Origin of the sequence: Pseudomonas putida (genome assembly GCF_028682395.1) — a bacterium.
Taxonomy (GTDB): domain Bacteria; phylum Pseudomonadota; class Gammaproteobacteria; order Pseudomonadales; family Pseudomonadaceae; genus Aquipseudomonas; species Aquipseudomonas putida_AB.
This window is the reverse complement of the sequence record NZ_JANHLC010000004.1, coordinates 521,758-542,930: the sequence shown is the minus strand read 5'-3', so window position 1 is coordinate 542,930 and position 21,173 is coordinate 521,758. Positions and strand designations below refer to the sequence as shown.

Here is a 21,173-nt window from a genome sequence, read left to right as displayed (position 1 = left end):
TCATGGCCGATAGACTTCTGGCGTTACTGGTTCTGGCGATCGTCCTCGGCGTGCCGCTGGGGCTGATCTTTCTGGTGACGGGCGAATTCCTGATGGATTTCGTATTTTTCTATCCGCTGTTTATGTCCGGGTTATGGATTGCCGGCGGGTTGTACTTCTGGCTGCACTGGGAGCGGCACTGGCCGTGGGAAAAGGACACGCTGCCGCCGCCGTTGGAAGGCGAGCCGCTGATCTCGATCCTGATCCCTTGCTACAACGAAGGTGATAACGCTGCCGACACCATTCATGCTGCCCTGGGCCAGCACTACCCGAATATCGAAGTCATTGCCATTAACGATGGTTCCAGCGACAACACCGCCCAGGTGCTCGATGCCCTGGCCCAGACTGATGCGCGCCTGCGCGTACTGCACCTAGCGGAAAACCAGGGCAAGGCGGTGGCCTTGCGCATGGGGGCGATTGCCGCGCGCAGCGAATACCTGGTGTGCATCGACGGCGATGCCTTGCTGGCGCCCAACACGGCGGCCTATCTGGTGGCACCGCTGCTGGACAACCCACGCCTGGGGGCGGTGACCGGTAACCCACGGATTCGTACGCGCTCGACCCTGGTCGGGCGTGTCCAGGTGGGAGAGTTCTCGTCGATCATTGGCTTGATCAAGCGGACCCAGCGGGTGTTCGGACGGATCTTCACGGTCTCCGGGGTGATCGTCGCGTTTCGCCGCACGGCCTTGCACCGGGTGGGCTACTGGAGCCCGGACATGATCACCGAAGACATCGATATCAGTTGGAAGCTGCAGTTCGATCACTGGAGCATCTTCTACGAGCCGCGGGCGCTGTGCTGGATCTTGATGCCGGAAACGCTGTACGGCCTGTGGAAACAGCGGCTGCGCTGGGCCCAGGGCGGTGCAGAAGTGCTGTTCAAGAATATTCGCGGGATCTGGCAATGGCGCCATCGCTACCTGTGGCCGCTGCTGTTCGAGTACTGCCTGTCGACGGGCTGGGCCTTCACGTTCCTGCTGTCGGTGGTGTTCTGGGCCATGGGCAAGTTCATGGTCATGCCCGAGGCCATTGCTGTCCACCACCTGGTGCCGCCGGCGTTTACCGGACTGGTACTGGCGATGGTCTGCCTGCTGCAGTTTGCAGTCAGCATCCTGATCGACCGGCGCTATGAGCCCGGGCTGTGGAAAACCATGTTCTGGGTGGTCTGGTACCCCCTGGTGTTCTGGTTTATCAGCCTGCTGACCACCCTTGTCAGCTTTCCCAAGGTTCTGTTCCGCCAGCATCAGAAACGGGCCCGCTGGGTCAGCCCGGATCGGGGTATCAAACCGACAGGAGACGATGAGGAAGAAGGAGAAACGAGGCTATGAAAATTATCCGTACCCGCCAGCGTCCATTCCTGGTGATCGTCGATATTTTCTTTACCGTGCTGGCCTGGATCGGCTTGTTGTACCTGTTGATTCGCGGCCTCTGGCCGTTGGTCATGACCCACGGTGGGCCGCGACTGGTTGACTCATCGTTTCTGGACGCGCTGGGCACCTTGCAGATCTACCTGTGGGTGGCCTTGTTCAACGCTGCATTGCTGATTTCCTGGGCGCGCGCGCAAAAGCGCAAGAGCAAAAGCTTCGCCCAGCGCCGCGCTTCGGTGCCGGTGGCGGGGGATGAGGAGTTGAGCAAGAGTTTCAAGCTCACCGGTGATCGGCTGGAGCGTATGCGCCAGCTGGGCACCATGGTGATTCATAACGACGAGGCGGGAGATGTGAGTGATGTCGATACCCGGTTCTTTCGTATCGATCCGAGCAAGCAGAGTGAGGTGATTGCGTTGGCGTCGTTGGAAGAGCAGAAGGCGACCTTGCTGGGTGAGCACCCTCCCTCGTCCAAAGAGCCATAGAGCATCCGCCTCTAAAGAGAAAAAGGGGCGTGGTTTCAAGCCCACTCCCCCCCTTTCCCCCCAGTGGAATCGGTGCTGATCCGTTGGATCCGGCTACCGGACTTTGCGGGATGACTCAGTTAACAACAAACCCCGCCCCCACTGGATCATTGCGATCGATCACCCAGCGCGCGGTGCCGAGGATGGCGGCGGTGCCCTTGACCGTCGGGCGCACGGCGCGAGTGCCGTTGAGGTCGACTTCGCCCAGCAGGCAGCCTTCGAACGTGCCACTGCCGAGCAACCCTTCGGAGCGGATCGGTTGGTTGATATCGAGTTTTCCACGGGCCTCGAACATCGCCATCATCGCGCTGGTGCCGGTGCCGCCCGGGGAGCGGTCGAGTTGGCCGGCGCTGAACACGTGGACGTTCTTGTAGAACGCGCCGTCGATGGTCGCCGGGTGCCAGAAGGTGATGAAGTTGAGGTCGTTGATATGGGCCTCGGTCGGGTGCTGGATTTTCAGTTGCTTCTGGATCTGTTCGCGAGCCAGCAGGCCCAGGCGTGACAGTTCGCTGCCGTTTTCCGGGCTGATGCGCAGGGCGCAGTCAGTCAGGTCGACGATGCCGAAGTAGTTGCCACCCCAGACCAGGTCGGCCTTGAGGTCGCCGTAGCCAGGCAGGTTGATCGGGATATCCTGCGCCGCTACATAGGCTGGGACGTTTTCGAAGCGGGTCCAGAGCACGGTATCGCCTTCGGAGGCGACTTCGGAAACCACCAGGCCGGCGGTGGTTTCAAAGCGGATCTTGGTGATGCCGTCGGCGCCGCGTGGAACCAGGCCCAGGGCGACCATGGCCATGCTGACCGCGATGGTGCCGTGACCGCACATATGGGAGTACACGCTGCCGTCCATGTAGATCAGGCCAGCATCGTATTCGCTGCTCGAAGGCGGCGTCAGGAACACCCCGAACATATCCTTGTGGCCGCGTGGTTCCTGCATCAGCGCGGTGCGCAGCCAGTCGTAGTGGGTTTCCAGGAAGGCCCGTTTTTCCAGGATGGTGGAACCGGCCGGGTACGGGATACCGCTGTGTACGATGCACAATGGCTCGCCTTCGGTGTGGGTGTAGATAACGTCGAATGTGTCTTGAATGCGCATGGCGATACTCCTGACTTACAAGGGCAGTTGGGGTGACGAGTAGGGGGTTATTTGCGTTCGGACAGCAGGTCGAGACCGATACACAGATCGAGCACGATCACGGCGACCACGACGACCAGAATGGTGGCGCCGGAGGCGGCGGCAATCGTCGGGTCGACGGTGTATTGCACGTAGTTGAACAACTTGACCGGGATGGTGTTGAGCGCCGGCGTGGTGTTGAAGATCGACAGCTCGACGTTGATCCACGACGAGATGAAGGCAAAGATCGATCCGGTGACGATGCCCGGCCGGATCAGCGGCAGGACCACGAACCAGAAGGTTGACCAGGGGTTGGCCCCCAGGTCGCTGGAGGCCTCTTCCAGGGCCCGTTGCTCGGGGGTCAGCATCGACAGCACCGAGCGCAGGACGAACGGCGAGACGATGATGGTGTGGCCGATCAGCAGGGCGAGAAAGCTGCGGGTCAGGCCGAAGTAGCCGCCAAACTGCAGGAGTGCCGCCCCCAGGACGATATGGGGAAACACCAGGGGCGAAGTCAGTGCCGCCAGGATCGCGCCTTTGCCGGCGAAGTCGTAGCGGGCCATGGCCAGTGCCGCCGGTACGCTGAGCAGCACGGCGACCAGGGTCGCGGCCAGCGCCAGCACGGTGCTGGTGGCGAAGGACGCGACATAGCTGGGGTCGCTCAGCATCTGGGTGTACCAGCCCAGGGTCCAGCCCTTGGGTGGAAAGGCGAGGAACGAGGACGCGGTCAGGGAGGCGCCGAGGATGACCACCAGTGGCAGCAGCATGTAGCCCAGCACGGCCCAGGACACCAGGCGCAACAACAGACGAGCGATCATGGCCGGTCTCCCCGAATGTTGCCGACACGTCCGGCCAGGCCGACCATGATCAGCGTGAAGATCAGCAGCACCACGCTCAGTGCGCCGCCATAGTTGAAGTCGAAGACCGAGCTGTACTGCTGGAAGATCAGCATCGACAGCACCGAGATCCGTCCGCCCGATAGCAGTGCCGGGGTGACATAGGCGCTGGCCGCGAGGGTGAAGACCATGATCGAGCCGGAAATGATGCCTGGCAGGGTCAGGGGCAGCAGCACATGGAAGAACGTCGCCCGTGGGCTTGCCCCGAGGTCGCTGGAGGCCTGCTCATAGGCTGGATCGACCTGCGCCAGGGCGTTGCCGGCGGCCAGCACGATAAACGGCAGCAGGATGTAGACCATGCCGATCAGGATGCCCAGCTCGGTGCCCAGAAAGCGCACCGGACTGTCCACCAGGCCGCTGCCGACCAGGCTCTGGTTGACCAGGCCGTTGCGCCCCAGCAGTACCATCCAGCCAAACGAGCGGACGATATTGCTGGTGAACATCGGCACTACCAGCAGGATCACGCAGGCGCGGCGCCAAGCCCGCCACTTGACCACGCGCACCAGGTACCAGGCCAGTGGATAGCCCAGCAGCAGGGAGACCAGGGTGGTCAGTGCGGCGATGCGAAACGTCACCAGGATCACGTCCCAGTGGTACTGGTCGGCAAGGACCTTGATGTAGTGGTCGAGGGTAAAGCTCTGGTCGGCACTGTTGGTCAGGCTGGCGAAGATCACCACGGCGAAGGGGGCGAGAAAGAACGCCGCGAAGAACGCCAGCGCTGCGCCCAGCATCAGCAGCGGAGCCGCTGTCGCGCGTTTCATGCCGACTCTCCAATCAGGTGCAGGTGCGCCGGGTCGAAGCCCAGGCGCACGGCGCTGCCGGCGATCAGGTCGGCGCCGGGAAAGCCCATGGTCCGGGCCACAAGCAACTGGCCGTCGACCAGGGTGTGGATCAGCGTATGGCTACCCACGGTCACCACTTCGCTGACCGTGCCGGTCAACTGCTGGCAGCTCGCGGCCGCTGGCTGGCTGGCGTCGAGCACTTGCAGGTGCTCGGGGCGCAACAGGGCAATGCCCTGCGCGGGTCGCGGCCGTTGGCCGATGGCGAGGGGAGCCTCGCGCAGCGCCAGGCGGATTTCGTCCTGATTCAGGCCGCCGGTCTGGTAGCTGATCAGGTTGGCTTCGCCGATAAAGTCTGCGACAAAACGCGACACCGGCCGGGCGTAGATCTCGCTGCCCGAACCGACCTGCTCGATGCGCCCGGCGTTCATCACTACGATGCGGTCGGCAATGGTCATCGCCTCTTCCTGGTCGTGGGTGACAAAGATAAAGGCGATGCCCAGCTTGGCCTGCAGGTGCTTGAGTTCGAGCTGCATGCGTTTGCGCAGCTTCATGTCCAGTGCCGAGAGCGGTTCGTCGAGTAGCAGCAGCTTGGGCCGGTTGACGATGGCCCGGGCCAGCGCCACCCGCTGTTGCTGGCCGCCGGACATCCCGCGGGGGAAGCGCTCGGCCAGATCCACCAGCCCGACCATCTCCAATGCTTGCAACGAGCGCTCGCGAGCTTCGCCCCGGGCAATGCCCTGGCGGCGGGGGCCGTAGGCGACGTTGTCGAGCACGCTCATGTGCGGGAATAGGGCGTAGTTCTGGAACACCGTATTCAACGGTCGACGATAGGGGGGCTGGCCGCTGACATCGACACCGTCGATCAGGATGGCGCCGGATTCGGGTTGCAGGAAGCCGGCGATCGAGCGCAGGAGTGTGGTCTTGCCGCAGCCACTGGGGCCCAGCAGGGCAATGAACTCACCTTGCTGGATATCCAGGCTGACATCGTTGAGCGCCTGAAACGCGGCAAAGCGTTTATTGACGTTTTTTATACTGAGTAGAACGGACATCGCACACCTCTAGGCTTATTGCTTGCCGGTGACCTGGCGGTTCCAGTCGTTGGTGACGTCCGCCCGGCGGGCATTGATGCGGCTCCAGTCGAACAGCTTGAGGCTGTCGATGGACCCGCCGACGCCCCAGGGCAGTTTGCGAGCCACGTCGTCGGCCACTGTCACATCCTTCACCGCCGGGCCCAGGTAGAGCTTGCTGGCCAGGCAGGCCGAAGCCTCCTTGGTCAACGCGGTGTCGATAAAACGACGGGCGGCGGCGTTGTTGGGGCCATTTTTGATCAGGTGCAGACGCGTATCGGTGGCCCAGGCGCCTTCGCTGGGCAGGGTGAAGGCAATGGGCGCGCCCTTGTCGATCAGGTCCCAGGCGCCGACGCTGAAATGCGCGCCGATAATGGCTTCGCCACTCTGGAAGGCATTGGAGGCCGCGCCCGAGCTGTCGAAGTACAGCGCGGTATCGAGTGCGGCGAGCTTGCTGTAGAGCGGCGCCAGGTTGGCCGGGTCGACACCCCAGACATCGGCCAGGAAGAACACGAAAGGCACGCCTGCGGAGTTGGCCGGCGAGGGAATGGTAATGGCGCCGGCATATTCGGGACGCCACAGGTCTTTCCAACTGGTCGGCGCCTGTTTGATCTCCTGGGTGTTGTAGGTCAGGCCCAGGGAGTAGTAACCCGAGCCGACAGCGAACAGATGATCGGCGTCGCGGTACAGGGCCTTGTCCTGCACGTTGGCCAGGTTTGGGATGCTGGCCGGATCAAGGTCGTCTAGCACGCCGGCGGCGTAGGCCAGCTCGCTGATACCGCCATCCATCCAGGCGACATCGATGGTCGGCTTGGCTTTTTGCTGTTGCAGCTTGGCCAGGGTGGTCGTCGAGGTGCCGACTTCGGCGGCGACGGCAATGCCGGTGGCCTTGGTGAACGGTTCGGCGACGCAACCCAGGAATGCTTCGCCCCAGTTGCCGCCGTAAAGGGCAACGGTCAATTTTTCCTGCGGGGCCGCCCAAGCGGGCTGCGTGGAGATGCATCCTGCCAGCAAGAGTGCGCCGGTGATCGGGTTCGTAATCTTGGGTTTCATATCATCTCCTGGGTCGCAAAAGGTGTTTTCCCCTTGCCTGCATCTTGCTCGTCGTGGGTTGGCGAGGGCTTGCACTGTGTGGTCATAAAGTTGAATAGTTGGGTCATGAAAAACCTCCCTTCTACTAGTGATCCTTCCCAGCCGATGGCGCGCCCCTCGTTGTCGGTCGCGCTGGTGCTGCTCGACCAGTTCACCTTGGCGGCGTTTGCCGGTTTCGTCGATGTCCTGCGTCTGTCATCCAACCCGGGTGGTGGTAGCCGGCAGGTTGATACGGCCTGGCGTGTGATGAGTGTCGATGGCTTGCCGCGCACGTCCAGTGCCGGGCTGGTGCTGGAAGTCGAGGGCGCTTTGGCGGAGGATCCGGGGGCGTTCGATTATGTGGCCATTTGCGGTGGCAATGATTTTCCCAACCCCCACCAGTCCAAGGCGCTGCGTGATTGGTTGCGCCGTGCGGCCGACAGCCGTGCGCGGTTGCTGGGGATTTGCACGGGCACCTTCGCCCTGGCCCAGGCCGATGTGATTGGCAGCCGTACGGTCTGTGTGCATTGGAATGTGCTGGATGCGTTTCGCGCGCGCTTTCCCAGGACCCGGGCGGCAGTGGACCATCTGTTTATCGACGAAGGCGACTTGATTACCTGCGCCGGCTCCACGGCGGCGATCGATCTGGGCTTGTACCTGGTAGCCCGGCATTGTGGCCGAGAGAAAGCCCAGCAAGCCGTCAGGCATATGATGCTGCAAGGCATCCGCCAGGGCCGGCAGCCGCAGGCGCACTTTTATGCGGACCTGGCGGGGATCAAGGACGAACGCGTGCGCCAGGCCGCGCACTACATCGAACAGCGTATGGATAGCTTGCCGACCCTGGATGCGATCTCACGGTACGTCGGCCTTGGCCGGCGCCAGCTGACCCGTGCTTTCCAGCAGGCATTGGGCCAATCGCCGATGGAGTTCCAGCGCTCGTTACGGATCGAATATGGCAGTTGGTTGCTGCTCAACAGCCAGAACAGCATTACCCAGATCGCCATGGATTGCGGCTTTGCCGATTGCGCGCACTTCTCCCGGGAGTTTCGAGCGCGCTTTGGCATGGCGCCGCGGCAGTTCCAGCGCCAGGGCGTTGAGGGTTAGACGCCCGAATCACTAGACCTACCGCCCTCGTGTCCGCCCTATCCGCAGCGACCCAGGTGCGCGCTGGCAAGGGGTTACGCCGGAGCTGCCAGCTCCACCCATTCCGGCTGCTGTGCCCTGCCGGCGAGCCATTCATAGGTCGTGATGTACTGCTGCGTGATACCTTCCCAGAGGTAGTTCGCCTTCGCCAGTGCCGTGGCCTTGCGGCCCATGTCGGCGAGGCTTTCCCTGGGCAGTCCGAGAGCTTTATCGAGTGTGGCGGCCAGATCCTCGGATGATGTGCTGCAGATCCAGCCCGTGCCGGTGCGCTCCAGCTTGCGCCAGGGCGTTTGATCGGTGGTGATCACCGGAAGCCCGGCAAACAGCGCCTCGGCCACGACAATTCCGAAGTTTTCGCTGTGGGATGGAAGCACAAAGAGGTCCGCATCCAGGTAGGCCTGCCACTTATCCTGATCGTACAGGGCCCCTTCAATATCGACCGTATCGCGGATGTTCCAATGATCGAGCAAGAGTTCCATGGTGGCGGCGTATTCGGGGTCGGCGTTGCCGACGATCCTCAATCGATAGCCATGCAAAGCGGGTAATTGGCTCCAGGCGGCCAATAGCTCAAAAACGCCTTTGCCCGGCACGATGCGCGAAAGAAAAAGTACCGTTTTGCGCGGGTCTTGACGTTGCAGGGACTTTGACCACCCGTCGAGCGACACGCCGTTGGCAATCACCGCAATCGGGTTGCGCAGGCCCAGTTTTCTTGTATTGGCCCGCTCGCGCTCAGAGTTCACGATCAGCAGGTCGGCCCGTGCGATCAAGCGCTTCTGATAAAGGTGCCAGGCTAGCTTCTTCTTGAGTTTTTTCTGTTTAAGCGCCCAGGGCTCGAGCATGCCATGGGGGCTGATCACTAAAGGCGTACGGCAGGCCAGGGCGGCACGGCACATATTGACTTCGAACTTTGACCATAAGCCATGGACATGCACCAGCGCACCTGGCGTTTTTCTCAGGCGTTGCATCAATGCCGCTTTTTTCTCCAACAGTTGCTCCCCTCCCAACACAAGACCGGTGTCGGTCGAGCTGAAGATCAGTTCGCAGCCTGTATGGTGGGTCTGGAGTCCCAAGTGCAGGGGGCGGGCGACTCCGGCAACACCTCCGCCTTCCTTGCTGATGTCGCGTACGCAAGTGAGTACCTCGATGGACTCGCTGGCTGAATACTCGAAATCCTGCTCCATAAAAATCGTCCTGTCTCTAAACTACAGCGTCAATTCCACTGTGGAATCAATCAGTTCACTGGATCGGTCGTGCGTTTTTCATCGAGCTCGGCCAAAAATGCCAGGCAGCTTTCCAGGCGCCTGCGGTAACGCGGTTCAGGTGTGCACCAAGCGGTTTCTGCTGCCGCTCGAAAGGCCACGTAGGCCAGGATCTGTTCGGTAGAAAAGCGCACTTGGCGCACATGCTCCGTGGCCAGGATCAGCAGCCAGGAACGGTGTGCACCTTGTTCAAGGTTGCCGACCAGCAGATGAATTTCATCGATGAACTGCGGCGCGAACGCATGAAATCTGTCCAGGTCGATAAGGACCGGCTCTCCCTTTTGATTGGCCATGACATTGCCTGGATGAAGGTCGCCATGGAGGGGGCCGAAAGTAACTTCGGTCGAGCTTTCGCAGAGTTGCATCAGGGCGCTTGTATCCGCGAAAAGGCTCAACCGCTGGATGAGTGGTTGCCAGGCAAAGTGTGAAATGGCTTCCAAGCGCTGGCCTTGCATCGACTGCAGAGCATTGGCGATGGCTCGCGTGTCATCAACCGGGCGCAGTAACGCCATGGTGTATAGCGAGGGCGCTGGGTGAGTGAAGTCATAGGCCGCCAATGCTGACCAGGGACTGTCCTGCAATTGTTTCCAGTGTTTGTGGCTCTGAGCCAGCGCACCAACGGCAACATCACCGCATGGCACTACGAACAATTGTTGAGGGGTGTAGCACTGCAATACCCCTGTTGAGGTCATGCCCACTTTCACCACGTCATGATGGGCGTGGAGCCTGGAAACGATCTCAAGCTGCTGTTTCGATATCCGGTTGCAATAGCGATGGGTATACCGATAGCCAACAATGAGCCAAGGCCAGCGCAGCAGCCATTTTCTGTTGGCCAAGCCACCGAGCAGGCGGTCCAGCAGGCGCTGCAGCAAACTCAAGGCCAGTGCGGGTATTTCACGGGGGGAAAAGGTCATCGGTCCAGCCAGGCAGTGGTGTGTTTCAACCGCAGAACAATGGGTACGCGATCTTCGAAGCTGCAACGCAGCAGGGCGGATGTGACAAGGGGTTTACCTTTTTCCGGACAGGATCTTTCACCTGCCGGCAGGTCTGTGGAGTGCTCAAGGAAACTCAACGTCTGTATTCCTTTCTCCACAGCGGGTAGAGCGCGAATGCCTTGAGTTTTATCAAGGCCAGTCGACGGAGGCGTCCATCAAGGAAATCGAGGAGAACGTTGGCGGTGACAAGGCTGATCAGGGTCGAGAAGGCGGCGCCTTCTATTCCCGCAATAGGGATGAGTACCCAGTTGAGGGCAATGTTCAGTAGTAGGGTGAATACGGTGCGCCACAGGTTTAAACGCTCCAGTCCTTCGGTCACAAAATAGCGGGTACTGACTGAACTCAGTCCGGAAAAGGCTGCGGCCCACATGGAGATGCTCAATACGTGGGCGCTGGGCAGAAACTCGTTACCGAATGACAGGCGGATGATCAGCTCGGAAAAAATACTGCAGAACAGCGCGACGATGATGCCAGCCCAGAACACCGTTGCGAAAAGCGTGCAGAGATCGCGCTCATAGACTGCCCTGGAAATTTGTCGTTGCTTTACCAGCCTGGGCAGTGCAGCGATGCTCAAGATGAATGGAATAACGACCCAGCCTTCGTAAATTTTGCTGGCGGCCGAGTACAGCCCCAGTTCCTGCGGGCCCAGCATGTGCTGGATCATCAATTGATCCGTGCGCAAGTACAGGATGGTGGACAGGCTTGATAACACCATTGGCCAGGCGCTGCGGGCAAGAGACGTGATGTACTCCAGGCTCGCCCCGCGAAAAATGGGTTGTTTCACGTAATTGCGGTTCAACAGGGCGAAGGCTGCGCCGATCAGTAAGTATTCCAATGGCGAGACGGCAATGATCCAGAACAGACCTGAGTCGTATTGGACCAAGATGATTCGCACGAGTGCGCCGATCAGCAGCCCGCCGGCCTTGATCATCGAGGTTATCTTGGCTTGTTGTTGGGCTTGAAACTGATAGTCCACAACATAGAGACATTGCAGTACAGGCATGAACAATAGAATTGCGACGTAGGCGAGCGTTGTTCTTTCTGCGCCTGAAAAATACAGAATCAACAGGCACGCGACGCTGAAGACAAGTGCGGCGGCGAACATCATGAGGGCCGCACTGGACCGCAGTTTCTCTAGGTCGTGGGGCGTTCTGGAGATTTCTCGGGTCAGGATTGAGTCCATCCCGAACCGCGACAGAGTCGTGATGATCACCACGATACTCATGCAGTAATTGAGTACACCGAACTGCGTCAGGCCGAGATAACGAGCAACGTAGATGCCCACAAAAAACGCAGTCGCCGTCCTGACCAATTGCTCCAGCAACATCCACTGCGTATTGACAGAAAAGCGCACGCATCAAGCCTCTATTGGTAATGCCTGCTCTGGTGTGAGGCGTTCTCACATCCCAAGAGCACTCCGAAGCGACGGAGCATTTCCTGCACATCCACGTTTATCGAGCTCAATAATTCTTGAATATTCAGGCCAGGAAGCTTCGCGTTTTCCGGCTAGGACAAGGCTGCTTCTATCGTTTCACGGTTTCGAGCGGGTTCACGCTTTGCTGGCGGCTTGCAGAGCCAGGTTTGACAAGCAGAGAAACGATTTCGAGGAGCCAGTGGCTAACTGAACAAACATTGCTATTGAAATAGTTTGACTAATTGTACACAGGAGGCCGGTAGCAAGCGACCCGAGATTCCCCCACCGCCCTGGCTACGCCAATGGGGTCCATGAATATGCCGAGCGCTTGGCCGCGCCGGCGCCGGCTCTCATGGCAGGCTTTCTCGCTAGCGGCTTGTCCAGTCCCTGCCGGTTAACTGCCGAAACGGCCAGGTGCAAACGTCGTGCGGCTTCCCGGATCGAGCCGCAGCGGCGGATGGTGTCGAAGTACTTCAGGGCGCGGGGATTGATATGCAGGGGGCGAGGCCTTGATGACTGCGCAGGCCAGGGACAAAGCAGGTTTGGGCCCCAGCAGGAGCCGTCAGCGCGGCCGCGGCTCCTGGGTGTGCGAGCGTAGGCCGCGACGGGCTGCATTCAGGCGGGCAGTGCCAGGCCCAGGTTGTCGCGCAGGGTGTGGCCGCTGTATTCGCGGCGGAACAGCCCGCGTCGTTGCAACTCGGGGACGACCTGTTCGAGAAAGTCATCAAGGCCGCCAGGCATGTAGGCCGGCATCAGATTGAAGCCATCGCTCGCCTCTTCTTCCAGCCATTGCTGCATCTGGTCGGCGATAAACTGCGGCGTGCCGACCACGAGGTTGTGCGAGCGGTTGGCGGCGTAGTTCTGCGCGACCTCGGCCAGGGTCAGGCCCCGCTCGCGGGCATCGCGGATCACGTACTGGAAGCGTCCGCGACTGCCCTTGAGGCGGTCTTCGATATCTGGAAACAGTTCGTCCAGGGGGTGCTGCGAGAGATCGTAGTTCATGCTGGCCGACATAAAGGTCAGGCCTGCCAGCGGGTGGGTGCGCTCTTTCAGCAGCGCCTGGAGTTCTTGTGCGTGGGCTTCGCTGCGGCCGACGATCGGAACCAGCCCAGGCAGGATTTTCAGTGCGTCCGGTGCGCGGCCGAACCCCTGGGCCCGGTTCTTGAGATCGGCATAGAAAGCCTTGGCCCCGGCCAGGGTCGGCTGGACGGTAAAAATCACGTCGGCCTGCTGCGCGGCCAGGTCGCGGAACTCTTCCGACTGCCCAGCCTGGATAATCACCGGTCGTCCCTGTGGCGTGCGGGGTACATTGAGGGGGCCGCGGACGTTGAACCATTCGCCCTTGTGGTCGAGGTAGTGGATCTTTGCGGGGTCATAGAATTCACCGCTGCTCTTGTCGGCCAGCAGGGCGTCCTCGCCCCAGGTGCGCCAGAGACCGGTCACCACGTCCAGGAACTCCCCGGCCCGGCGGTAGCGGGTGGTCCGGTCCAGGTGTTCGGCCCGGCTGAAATTGTGGGCCTCGCCATCGCTGGTGGAGGTGACGGCGTTCCAGGCGACCCGTCCGCCGCTCAAGTGGTCGATGCTGGCGAACATGCGCGCCACGTGGAAGGGCTCGTTGTAGGTGGTCGAGGCGGTGGCCACCAGGCCGATATGCCGGGTCACGGCGCTGAGTGCGGCGATCAGGGTGATCGGCTCGGCGGAGGTGGACGGACGGTAGCGCACGGCGTCGCGAAAGTCCGCGCCGTAGATGTCGTCTACCGCCAGGCGGTCGGCGATGAAAATCATGTCCAGGCGTGCGGCTTCGGCCTTGCGTGCGATGTCCACGTAGGCGTCGAAGTCGAGGTGACGCGTGACCTGCGCCTGCGGATGACGCCAGCCGCCGAAATGATGGCCGTTGGGCATGAGGAACAGGCCCAGATGTAAAGTCTTGCTCATGAATAGGTACCTTTAAACGGAATTAGAGTTGCGAGACGTACTTGCGCACCAGGTAGCCATCGAAGGTCTCGCTGCCGCCCTCGCTGCCGATGCCGCTGTCCTTGATGCCGCCAAAAGGGGTTTCCGGCAGGGCGATGCCGAAGTGGTTGACGCCGACCATGCCGGCCTCCAGTGCCGCCGCTGCGTGGTTGGCCAGGCGCAGGGAGTTGCTGAAGACATAGGCCGCCAGACCGTAGGGCAGGCTGTTGGCGCTGCGGATGGCGTCGGCCGGATCGTCAAAACGGATGACGGGGGCCACCGGGGCAAAAGGTTCTTCATGGAGGATCGCGGCGTCTGCGGGCAGTTCGGTGAGGACCGTCGGCGCGAGAAAGTTGCCCTGGCTGCCGAGGCGTTCGCCGCCGAGAAGGACGCGCCCACCCCTGTCGCGCGCATCTTCGATTAGCCGCAGGCTGGCTTGCAGGCGCCGTTGGCTGACCAGGGGCCCCATGTCGCTGGTGGCATCCAGGCCGCTGCCGACACGGATGCTGGCCAGGGTGCTGGTAAAGGTTTCAAGGAAGCGATCGTAGACATTTTTCTGGACAAAAAAGCGTGTCGGCGAGATGCAGACCTGGCCGGCGTTGAGTACTTTGAAGCGCGCCAGTTGCTGCGCCGCCAGCTCTACATCGGCATCGTCGAACACCAGCACCGGCGAGTGCCCGCCCAGTTCGAAAGTGGTGCGCTTGAGGTACTGGCCAGCCAGTGCGGCCAGTTGTTTGCCCACGGGCACGGAGCCGGTGAACGACACCTTGCGCACGATCGGTGAGCGGATCAGGTAGTCGCAGACCTGCGCCGGCTCGCCCCAGACGATGTTCAGCACGCCAGGCGGTAGGCCCGCATCATGGAACAGCCGGGCCAGGGCAACCACCGCACTGGGCGACTCCTCCGAGCCTTTGAGAATCAGGCTGCAACCGGCGCCGATGGCGGCCGCGACTTTCTTCACCGCTTGCGACAGCGGGTAGTTCCACGGTGTGAAGGCAGCGCAGACGCCGACCGGTTCCAGGGTGACGGTCTGGCGTACGTCAGGCTGGCGTGCCGGGATGACCCGGCCATAGATCCGCCGGGCTTCCTCGGCGTGCCATTCGAGGTGCTCGGCGCTGCCGTGTACCTCGCGCACGGCTTCGGCCAACGGCTTGCCCTGGTCAAGTGTGATGTTGTGGGCGATCTGCGCGGCGCGTTCGCGGGCCAGGGCGGCGGCGCGGCGCAAGACATTCGAGCGCTCGATCGGCGAGCTGCGCCGCCAACCCTCGAAGGCCTGCTCGGCGCTGTGCAGCGCGCGGTCAAGGTCGGCCGTCAAAGCGTGGGGCAGGTGGCCGATGACCTGGCCATCGGCAGGGTTGAGCACGTCCTGCAGCGGACGGTCCTCGTGGATGAATTCTCCGGCGATATACAGCGACAGGTGTTCGTACATTGGGCAGTCCTCGGACCCCGCGGCTGGCGCGGGGTGGGTTGGGAAGGAATCAGAAGTCGAACGACAGGCGGCTGTAGTAGTAGCCACCGGTCAGCCCGTAGGGCGAATACAGGCCGTAGGCGTTGAGCCCCTGGCCGGTCACCGGGCCGATCTTGTCGGGGTATTTGTCGAACAGGTTGTTGGCGCCCACGGCGACCTTGAGTTGCTTGGTGATCGAGTAGGCGACGTCCAGGTCGGTGATCCAGGTCGGGCTCCAGGTGCGGTCGTAGGCACGGCCGCCGGCACTGGCCTGGAAGTACTCGCCGTAGCGGGTGCCGCGCAGGTTGACGTTGAAGTCACCGATCAGCCAGTTGGCACTGAGGATGAACTTGTTGGTCGGCGAGCCTTTGGTCAGGTCGCTCTGGGCCTCGTAGTCGAACAGGGTGTAGTTCGAGCCCAGGGCGGCGAGTGCTGCCGGGGTGTCCTTGATGTCGGAAACCTTGGTCTTGTTCCAGTTCAGCCCCGCGCTCCACTTCACCGAGCCGAAGGCGGCGTAGTCCTGCAGATAGTCGAGCACCACGTCGACGCCGTGGGTGCGGGTGTCGATGGCATTGGTGTAGTACTGCGCCGCGATGTCCGATGGCAAGCCGTTGGCGGCCAGAATCGCACTGACCTGCGGCCCGGCCAGTACGCTGGCCTCGACAATGCGGTCCTTGATCTTGATCAGGTAGGCGTCGGTGGTCAGGCGCAGGTTGTGCACGGGTTCGTAAGTGAAGCCGACGCTGTAGTTCAGCGATTTTTCCGGCTTCAGGGCTTGGGCGCCCAGGGCTTTGGCGGCGGCCGAATCGACCGGCAGCACCTTCACGTCGTAGGACGTGCTGGTGCCTGGGCCGGTGACCAGGGTCCGGGTCCAGGAAGAGGCATAGATCGACTGGGCAATGGACGGTGCGCGAAACCCGTTGCTGACCGTGGCTCGTAGGGAGAACTCCGGGGTCAGCTCATAGCGCGTAGACAGCTTGCCGCTGGTCGAGTCGCCGGCGTCATCGGTGTAGTGCTCATAACGTCCAGCGACGCCCACGTACCACTTTTCGGTCGGATAGAAACCCAGGTCCAGGTAGCTGGCGTAGTTGTTGCGGCTGCCGCTGCCGGCTTCGTCTGGCCGAAAGCCGCTGGTGGCGGTGGAGCCGGCCGCAGGCTTGATTCCCGCGTAGGGGCCGCTGGGGATCACGTAGCCGCCATCTGCGTGGGAGTCGTAGTCGCCGGCGCCGATGCTGAACCGCTCAAAGCGGTGCTCGAAGCCGAAAGACACATCCACCGGCTTGGCCAGGCCGATTTCGAAGAGGCGAGTGAAATCGAGGTTGGTGGTCCACTGGTCGGCGGTCTGGCTGCCTTGGTCGAAGCGGGTGCCACTGTTGTCGCCGAAAGAGGGGTTGAGATCGTTGCGGCTCGACAGCCAGGCCTTGTTGCGGCCCAGGGTGGTGCTCAGGTCCCAGGCCCAGGCGGCCAGTTCGCCACGGGCGCCGAAGGCGCTCTGGAAGTCATGCTCCTCGATCTCGCGGACCGGCAGGGTGCCGTCTGGGTACAGGTTCGCATTGGCGCTCAGGCTGTTGGGGCGGATGAACGACGCCCCCCCTTCGGACTTGCGTACGCTGACCGTGGAAAAGGAATACAGCGCCGTGGTGTCCGAGAGTGGCAGCTCTGCGTTGTAGGACGCGTTCAGCAGCTTGTAGCGCGGCTGGCCGTAGCTTGAGGAAATATGCCGGTTGACCTGCGATTCACGCGGATCTGCGCCGCCGCCGGGCAGTGGGTTGTAGAAGTCACCCTTGGCCGCCTCGGCGCGGTCGGCCTGGTTCTGGGTCCGCACGTCGAGGGCGAAGTTGAAGAAGCCATCGTTGGGCAGCAGCGTGCCCAGGTTCAGGGCCTGGGTCACCACGCCGCCACCGCTGCCGTAATTGTGACCTGCGGTCGTGGTCGAGTTGCCGCCGTGGTCATTGTTTTTGAGGATGATGTTGATCACCCCGGCAATGGCATCGGAGCCGTACTGCGCCGCCGCGCCGTCGCGCAGCACCTCGATGTGATCCACCGCACTGACGGGGATCAGGTCGATGTCGGCCGGTTGCGAGCCGTTGTTCATGTAAGAGGATATATTCACCAGTGCCGTGGTGTGGCGTCGCTTGCCATTCACCAGCACGAGTGTCTGGTCGGCATTCAGCCCGCGCAGGCCGGCCGGGCGCACCAGCGATGAAGAACCGCCACCGGGGATGGCCGGCAGGTTGAACGAGGGCAGCAGGCTGTTCAGGGCCGCGGTCAGGCCGGCACTGCTCTGGCGTTGCAGGTCTTCGCCCTTGATAACGTCAATCGGTGCGGGGCTGTCGGTGATGGTGCGCTGGTTGCCGCGGGCGCGGTTGCCGGTGACGACCACGGTGTCCAGGCGTTTGTCATCGTAGCCGGGACGGTCATTCGTTTCGGCGATGGCGGCGGTGCTGCCGGTGAGCAGGCCAAGGGAGAGAGTGAGCCTGACGAGGTCGGGCAGGATCGCACGGCGGAAGCGGTTGTCCACGTTGTTTAACTCCAGAGATCTAAGTGTGTGCTGGCTTTTTTTTAAGTTATGCGGGCGAGCGTTCCGTGTGCGGCGTGGCTGACTCGCTGGGGAGAAGCGCTGCTCCGGCCAAAGCGGTCGGGAGTTACGCGGTGACTCGTAGGGGGCCTGGTTCCAGGTGAAGCCGTACGCAACCGCGAAGTTCGAGGGGAATTCTATGAGAGGGGTTTTAATGCGTGAAATACATAATATGCATAACCTAATATGCATAAATATTCTTATGCGAGGCTTTCTCAAGAAGCGCCAATAGCCCGTCCGAGAGGCTCGGACAGGCTATTGATGGAGGGCTGAAAAGGCGGGCTCTAGTCTTTTTTCAGGCCTGCGTAGACGGGGGTGTCGAAGGCGGGACCGGAGACAAATCCGCTCAGGTTCTTGCGTAGGGCGGTTTGCTCGTTCTGTTGCAACAGGAAGATATAGGGCGAGTCGGCCAGCACCTGGCGTTGCAGATCTTGGTAGAGCGCGACGCGTCGCTGGGTATCGGTTTCTTCGGCGGCCTGCTCGATCAACTCGGGGTGGGGAAACTTCCAGTGGGTCCGCCAGGCAGCTGCCTTGAGGGTGGAGGTGTCGCTGTCGTCCGGGTTGGGGATGAGAAAGCCGGCGGAGGAGTGCGGATCGTTGTAGTCGTGGGACCAGTAAAAGAACATCGCATCGTACTGGCGGCTGCGATAGCGGCTCATCGCCTGGTTGATATCGACTACGCGCAGGTCGACCTTGACGCCGGCACTGGCGAAGCTCTGCTGGATCGCCTGGGACACTTGTAACCAGGGAAACAGATTGGCGGCATCCAGGGTGATGCTCAAACCGTCCGCATACCCGGCTTCGCGCAACAGTTCGCGGGCCTTCTGCACGTTCAGTTTGTACGGCGTCTCATCCAGTGCGCCGAGCACGCCTTTGGGGACGAAGGTCTGGTGGTTGAACCACTGGCCGGCAAGCAGGTGTTCGCTGATGTTGTCGTAGTCGATCAACCAACGCAGCGCTTCGCGCACCTTGGGCTTGGCCAGTGCCGGGTTGCTCAGGTTGAGCGCCAGGTACAACTCGGAAACCTTGTGCTCCTGGTGCAGAGTGACCTCGGGATTGCCGGCCAGGGCCTTGACCTGTTCCGGGCGCAGGTCGCGGGCGATGTCGATATCACCTTTTTCCAGCAGCAGTCGCTGTGCCGATGGCTCGGGGATGTGCCGCAGGATCACTCGCTTGACCGCGGGCTGGCCGCGGTAGTAACCGTCGAAGGCATCCAGGGCCACCACGTCACCCGCTTTCCACTGTTTCAGGCTGAACGCCCCGGAGCCTGCGGCATTGGTTTTGAGCCAGGCATGGCCGAGGTCGCCGGCTTTCTCATGGGTGCGTGCCAACTGCTCGTCGACGATGGACGCGACGCCGGACGTCAGGGTGTTGAGGACCAATGTCGGCGCCCAACGCTTGTTCAGTTCCAGCACCAGGCGGCCGTTTTCCACGCGGACTTTCTGCTCCACGTTCTGCGCGGTCCAGCCGTATTGTTCGAGGATGAACGAAGGTGTCAGGCCCAGTTGGATGACACGGCGCAGCGAGAAGGCGGCGTCTTCGGCCCGGACCGGGTTGCCGGACTGAAAGCGCAGGTTCTCGCGAATGGCGATGGTAAAGACCTTGCCGTCCTCAGAAACGCTCCAGTCCTTGGCCACGCCGCCTTCAAGCTTGGAGAAGTCCTGCGGGTCATAAGTGAACAGGCGGGTGTAGAGGTTGTTGATGACCTCGCCGCCGGTGACCTCGAAGGTTTCCGCAGGATCGAGGGTCAGGATATTGGTGATGTCCTTGCCCATCACCACGGTGTCCTTGGGTGTGGCCGCCTGCGTCTGGCCGGCCAGCGCGGCGGCCAGCAGGGTGAGGGTGACGAGCAACTTTGCGGGTCGTTGTTTCATGGGAACTCCTTGATGGAACAGGGGCCTTGGTCAATCCCGCGCAGCTTTTATCCTGTAGCGAGTTCTTCGTAGGGGGATAAGGGTCAGAACGCTGCAGCGCTCAATAGTGATTGCGTATAGGGGTGGCTGACATGACCTGCGGCCAGTTGCTCGCGCTGCAGCACCTCGACGAAGGCGCCGCGATGCATGATGGCGACCTCCTCGCACAGGTGCGCGACCACCGCCAGGTCGTGGCTGACCAGCAGGTAGCTCAGGCCCCGCTCGCGGCGCAGGCGCGACAGCAGATTGAGCACTTCGGCCTGCACCGAAACGTCCAGCGCCGAGGTGGGTTCGTCCAGCAGCAGGACCCGGGGCTCGACCAGCAGGGCGCGGGCAATGCTGATGCGCTGGCGCTGGCCGCCCGAGAGCTGGGCCGGGAAACGGAAGCGAATGGCGCGGGGTAGCGCCACGCTGTCCAGGGCTTCGAGAATGCGTGCTTCGTGGCGGTCGAAGCCATGAATCTGCAAGGGCTCGCGGAGGATTTCGTCCACGGTGTGCGCCGGGTTCAGCGAAGCCAGCGGGTCCTGGAAGACGATTTGCAGGGCGCGTCGCTGAGGCTGGCTGCGGCGCCTGGCGAGTGGCTCGCCGAACACGTCGATTTGCCCGCTCCAGTGCTCGTCAACACCGGCGACGGCTTTGAGAATACTGCTCTTGCCGCAACCGGATTCGCCGACGATGCCCAGGCAATGGCCTTCGCCCAGGCGCAGGGAGACACCCTTGACCACGCTGTGTGCGCCATGGCGGATATCCAGGTCGGTGATCGTCAATGCCGCGTTCACACTGCCCATGCGGGATCCCTCTGCAAGGTGGGTAGGTCCTGGCCAATGCTGTCCAGGCTCGGGCGGCAGGCCAGCAGGCCGCGGCTGTAGGGGTGGCTTGCGGTGTGTATGGCGCCGCCGGCCAGTTCCTCGACCACTTTGCCGGCGTACATCACCAGGATCCGATCGGCGAACCCGGCAACCAGGTCCAGGTCATGGCTGATCAGCACCAGGCCCATGTTGCGCTGGCGTACCTGGCGGTCGATCAGGTCGAGAATGGTGCCGCGCATCACACTGTCCAGGGCGGAGGTGGCTTCGTCGGCGATCAGCAGGTCCGGCTCGCCGGCCAGCACCATGGCGATCATCACCCGTTGGCCCATGCCGCCGGACAACTGGTGCGGATAGAGCGTCATGACCCGTTGCGGCTCGCGGATATCCACGTCCGCCAGTAGTTCCAGTGCCCGGTTGCGGGCCTGCGCGCGCGACAGTGGCCAGTGCCAGCGCAGCATCTCCTGCAATTGTACGCCGACGTCGCGCTGCGGGTTCAGGCCTTGGCGCGGGTCCTGGACAATCATGCCGATACGGCGCCCGCGCAGGGCCACCAACTGCTTTTCTTCCAGGCCCAGTAGTGGGGCGCCGGCGAAGCGGGCCTGGCCGCTGACCGCGCTGCTCGATGGCAGCAGGCCGAGCAGGGCGCGAAAGCTGACGGACTTTCCTGAGCCGGACTCGCCGACCACGGCCAGGCGCTCGCGACCCAGGCTCAGGCTCACGCCGCGTACCGCTTGCACAGGGCCGGCCGGGCCGTTAAACGCCACGCACAGGTTGTCGACTTCAAGTAGCGGTTGGGTGAGGGGGATGTCCATGT

16 protein-coding genes and 2 pseudogenes are annotated in these 21,173 nt (G+C 62.1%); 3 read left to right on the top strand and 15 right to left on the bottom strand.

The genetic code is table 11. The features are described 5' to 3' along the window. The first annotated feature begins 2 nt into the window (after window positions 1-2). Window positions 3-1,364, top strand: coding sequence for a poly-beta-1,6-N-acetyl-D-glucosamine synthase (gene pgaC, locus NPS46_RS13745; protein ID WP_274108007.1), 1,362 nt, complete (start codon window positions 3-5; stop codon window positions 1,362-1,364). After that, a complete protein-coding gene (gene pgaD / locus NPS46_RS13740; protein WP_274108005.1) occupies window positions 1,361-1,885 on the top strand; it encodes a poly-beta-1,6-N-acetyl-D-glucosamine biosynthesis protein PgaD in 525 nt (174 codons plus the stop codon). Before pgaC ends, pgaD begins: the two co-directional genes overlap by 4 nt. 115 nt (window positions 1,886-2,000) lie before the next feature. Here pgaD and NPS46_RS13735 read toward each other — a convergent pair whose 3' ends face one another. From NPS46_RS13735 to NPS46_RS13715, 5 genes are read right to left on the bottom strand one after another with little or no spacing between them, the layout of a single operon-like run. Next, window positions 2,001-3,014, bottom strand: a complete 1,014-nt coding sequence (locus NPS46_RS13735) for a proline racemase family protein (protein WP_274108003.1) — start codon at window positions 3,012-3,014, stop codon at window positions 2,001-2,003. 47 nt (window positions 3,015-3,061) lie between these two features. Further along, window positions 3,062-3,850 carry an ABC transporter permease gene (locus tag NPS46_RS13730; RefSeq protein WP_274108002.1) on the bottom strand — a complete coding sequence of 263 codons (789 nt, stop codon included), beginning with the start codon at window positions 3,848-3,850 and terminating at the stop codon, window positions 3,062-3,064. Beyond that, window positions 3,847-4,689, bottom strand: a complete 843-nt coding sequence (locus NPS46_RS13725; RefSeq protein WP_274108000.1) for an ABC transporter permease — start codon at window positions 4,687-4,689, stop codon at window positions 3,847-3,849. The genes NPS46_RS13730 and NPS46_RS13725 overlap by 4 nt, the downstream gene beginning before the upstream one ends. Then, a complete protein-coding gene (locus NPS46_RS13720; protein ID WP_274107998.1) occupies window positions 4,686-5,759 on the bottom strand; it encodes an ABC transporter ATP-binding protein in 1,074 nt (357 codons plus the stop codon). Before NPS46_RS13720 ends, NPS46_RS13725 begins: the two co-directional genes overlap by 4 nt. A gap of 15 nt (window positions 5,760-5,774) precedes the next feature. Beyond that, window positions 5,775-6,830 (bottom strand): ABC transporter substrate-binding protein, encoded by a 1,056-nt coding sequence (locus tag NPS46_RS13715; protein WP_274107996.1) that lies wholly within the window; start codon window positions 6,828-6,830, stop codon window positions 5,775-5,777. A gap of 105 nt (window positions 6,831-6,935) precedes the next feature. Here NPS46_RS13715 and NPS46_RS13710 point away from each other — a divergent pair, with 105 nt between their 5' ends. Then, the gene (locus NPS46_RS13710; protein ID WP_274107994.1) at window positions 6,936-7,952 is read left to right on the top strand and encodes a GlxA family transcriptional regulator; all 1,017 of its coding nucleotides are present in this window, start codon (window positions 6,936-6,938) and stop codon (window positions 7,950-7,952) included. Window positions 7,953-8,026: 74 nt separating this feature from the next. Here the strand turns inward: NPS46_RS13710 and NPS46_RS13705 are convergent, their stop codons facing one another. The 10 genes and pseudogenes from NPS46_RS13705 to NPS46_RS13660 form a co-directional block, all read right to left on the bottom strand. Then, window positions 8,027-9,172 carry a glycosyltransferase gene (locus NPS46_RS13705; protein WP_274107992.1) on the bottom strand — a complete coding sequence of 382 codons (1,146 nt, stop codon included), beginning with the start codon at window positions 9,170-9,172 and terminating at the stop codon, window positions 8,027-8,029. Between the two features lie 50 nt (window positions 9,173-9,222). Next, window positions 9,223-10,164, bottom strand: coding sequence for a phosphotransferase (locus NPS46_RS13700; RefSeq protein ID WP_274107990.1), 942 nt, complete (start codon window positions 10,162-10,164; stop codon window positions 9,223-9,225). A 154-nt stretch (window positions 10,165-10,318) separates the two neighbouring features. Further along, the gene (locus NPS46_RS13695) at window positions 10,319-11,599 is read right to left on the bottom strand and encodes a flippase (protein WP_274107988.1); all 1,281 of its coding nucleotides are present in this window, start codon (window positions 11,597-11,599) and stop codon (window positions 10,319-10,321) included. Between the two features lie 447 nt (window positions 11,600-12,046). Beyond that, a pseudogene (locus NPS46_RS13690) lies at window positions 12,047-12,199 on the bottom strand (helix-turn-helix domain-containing protein); the annotation flags it as partial. Between the two features lie 75 nt (window positions 12,200-12,274). After that, entirely contained in the window at window positions 12,275-13,594 is a 1,320-nt protein-coding gene (locus NPS46_RS13685; protein ID WP_274107985.1) for an LLM class flavin-dependent oxidoreductase, read from the bottom strand. A gap of 22 nt (window positions 13,595-13,616) precedes the next feature. Further along, the gene (locus tag NPS46_RS13680) at window positions 13,617-15,041 is read right to left on the bottom strand and encodes an NAD-dependent succinate-semialdehyde dehydrogenase (RefSeq protein ID WP_274107983.1); all 1,425 of its coding nucleotides are present in this window, start codon (window positions 15,039-15,041) and stop codon (window positions 13,617-13,619) included. Between the two features lie 49 nt (window positions 15,042-15,090). Beyond that, window positions 15,091-17,580, bottom strand: a complete 2,490-nt coding sequence (locus tag NPS46_RS13675; protein ID WP_274107981.1) for a TonB-dependent receptor plug domain-containing protein — start codon at window positions 17,578-17,580, stop codon at window positions 15,091-15,093. A gap of 341 nt (window positions 17,581-17,921) precedes the next feature. After that, window positions 17,922-19,511 carry an ABC transporter substrate-binding protein gene (locus NPS46_RS13670; RefSeq protein WP_274107979.1) on the bottom strand — a complete coding sequence of 530 codons (1,590 nt, stop codon included), beginning with the start codon at window positions 19,509-19,511 and terminating at the stop codon, window positions 17,922-17,924. 307 nt (window positions 19,512-19,818) lie between these two features. Beyond that, window positions 19,819-20,338 (bottom strand): annotated as a pseudogene (locus tag NPS46_RS13665) (ABC transporter ATP-binding protein); the annotation flags it as partial. Continuing rightward, window positions 20,326-21,171, bottom strand: a complete 846-nt coding sequence (locus tag NPS46_RS13660; RefSeq protein ID WP_274107975.1) for an ABC transporter ATP-binding protein — start codon at window positions 21,169-21,171, stop codon at window positions 20,326-20,328. The gene NPS46_RS13660 and the pseudogene NPS46_RS13665, both read right to left, overlap by 13 nt. Window positions 21,172-21,173: the final 2 nt, after the last annotated feature.

What these genes read in the sequence shown, in the direction of transcription:
- NPS46_RS13710 (WP_274107994.1), top strand. Translation starts at nt 6,936, where the DNA reads ATGAAAAACCTCCCTTCTACTAGTGATCCTTCCCAGCCGATGGCGCGC.
- NPS46_RS13700 (WP_274107990.1), bottom strand. Translation starts at nt 10,164, where the DNA reads ATGACCTTTTCCCCCCGTGAAATACCCGCACTGGCCTTGAGTTTGCTG.
- NPS46_RS13660 (WP_274107975.1), bottom strand. Translation starts at nt 21,171, where the DNA reads ATGGACATCCCCCTCACCCAACCGCTACTTGAAGTCGACAACCTGTGC.
- NPS46_RS13715 (WP_274107996.1), bottom strand. Translation starts at nt 6,830, where the DNA reads ATGAAACCCAAGATTACGAACCCGATCACCGGCGCACTCTTGCTGGCA.
- NPS46_RS13705 (WP_274107992.1), bottom strand. Translation starts at nt 9,172, where the DNA reads ATGGAGCAGGATTTCGAGTATTCAGCCAGCGAGTCCATCGAGGTACTC.
- NPS46_RS13735 (WP_274108003.1), bottom strand. Translation starts at nt 3,014, where the DNA reads ATGCGCATTCAAGACACATTCGACGTTATCTACACCCACACCGAAGGC.
- pgaC (WP_274108007.1), top strand. Translation starts at nt 3, where the DNA reads ATGGCCGATAGACTTCTGGCGTTACTGGTTCTGGCGATCGTCCTCGGC.
- pgaD (WP_274108005.1), top strand. Translation starts at nt 1,361, where the DNA reads ATGAAAATTATCCGTACCCGCCAGCGTCCATTCCTGGTGATCGTCGAT.
- NPS46_RS13680 (WP_274107983.1), bottom strand. Translation starts at nt 15,041, where the DNA reads ATGTACGAACACCTGTCGCTGTATATCGCCGGAGAATTCATCCACGAG.
- NPS46_RS13670 (WP_274107979.1), bottom strand. Translation starts at nt 19,511, where the DNA reads ATGAAACAACGACCCGCAAAGTTGCTCGTCACCCTCACCCTGCTGGCC.
- NPS46_RS13720 (WP_274107998.1), bottom strand. Translation starts at nt 5,759, where the DNA reads ATGTCCGTTCTACTCAGTATAAAAAACGTCAATAAACGCTTTGCCGCG.
- NPS46_RS13685 (WP_274107985.1), bottom strand. Translation starts at nt 13,594, where the DNA reads ATGAGCAAGACTTTACATCTGGGCCTGTTCCTCATGCCCAACGGCCAT.
- NPS46_RS13725 (WP_274108000.1), bottom strand. Translation starts at nt 4,689, where the DNA reads ATGAAACGCGCGACAGCGGCTCCGCTGCTGATGCTGGGCGCAGCGCTG.
- NPS46_RS13730 (WP_274108002.1), bottom strand. Translation starts at nt 3,850, where the DNA reads ATGATCGCTCGTCTGTTGTTGCGCCTGGTGTCCTGGGCCGTGCTGGGC.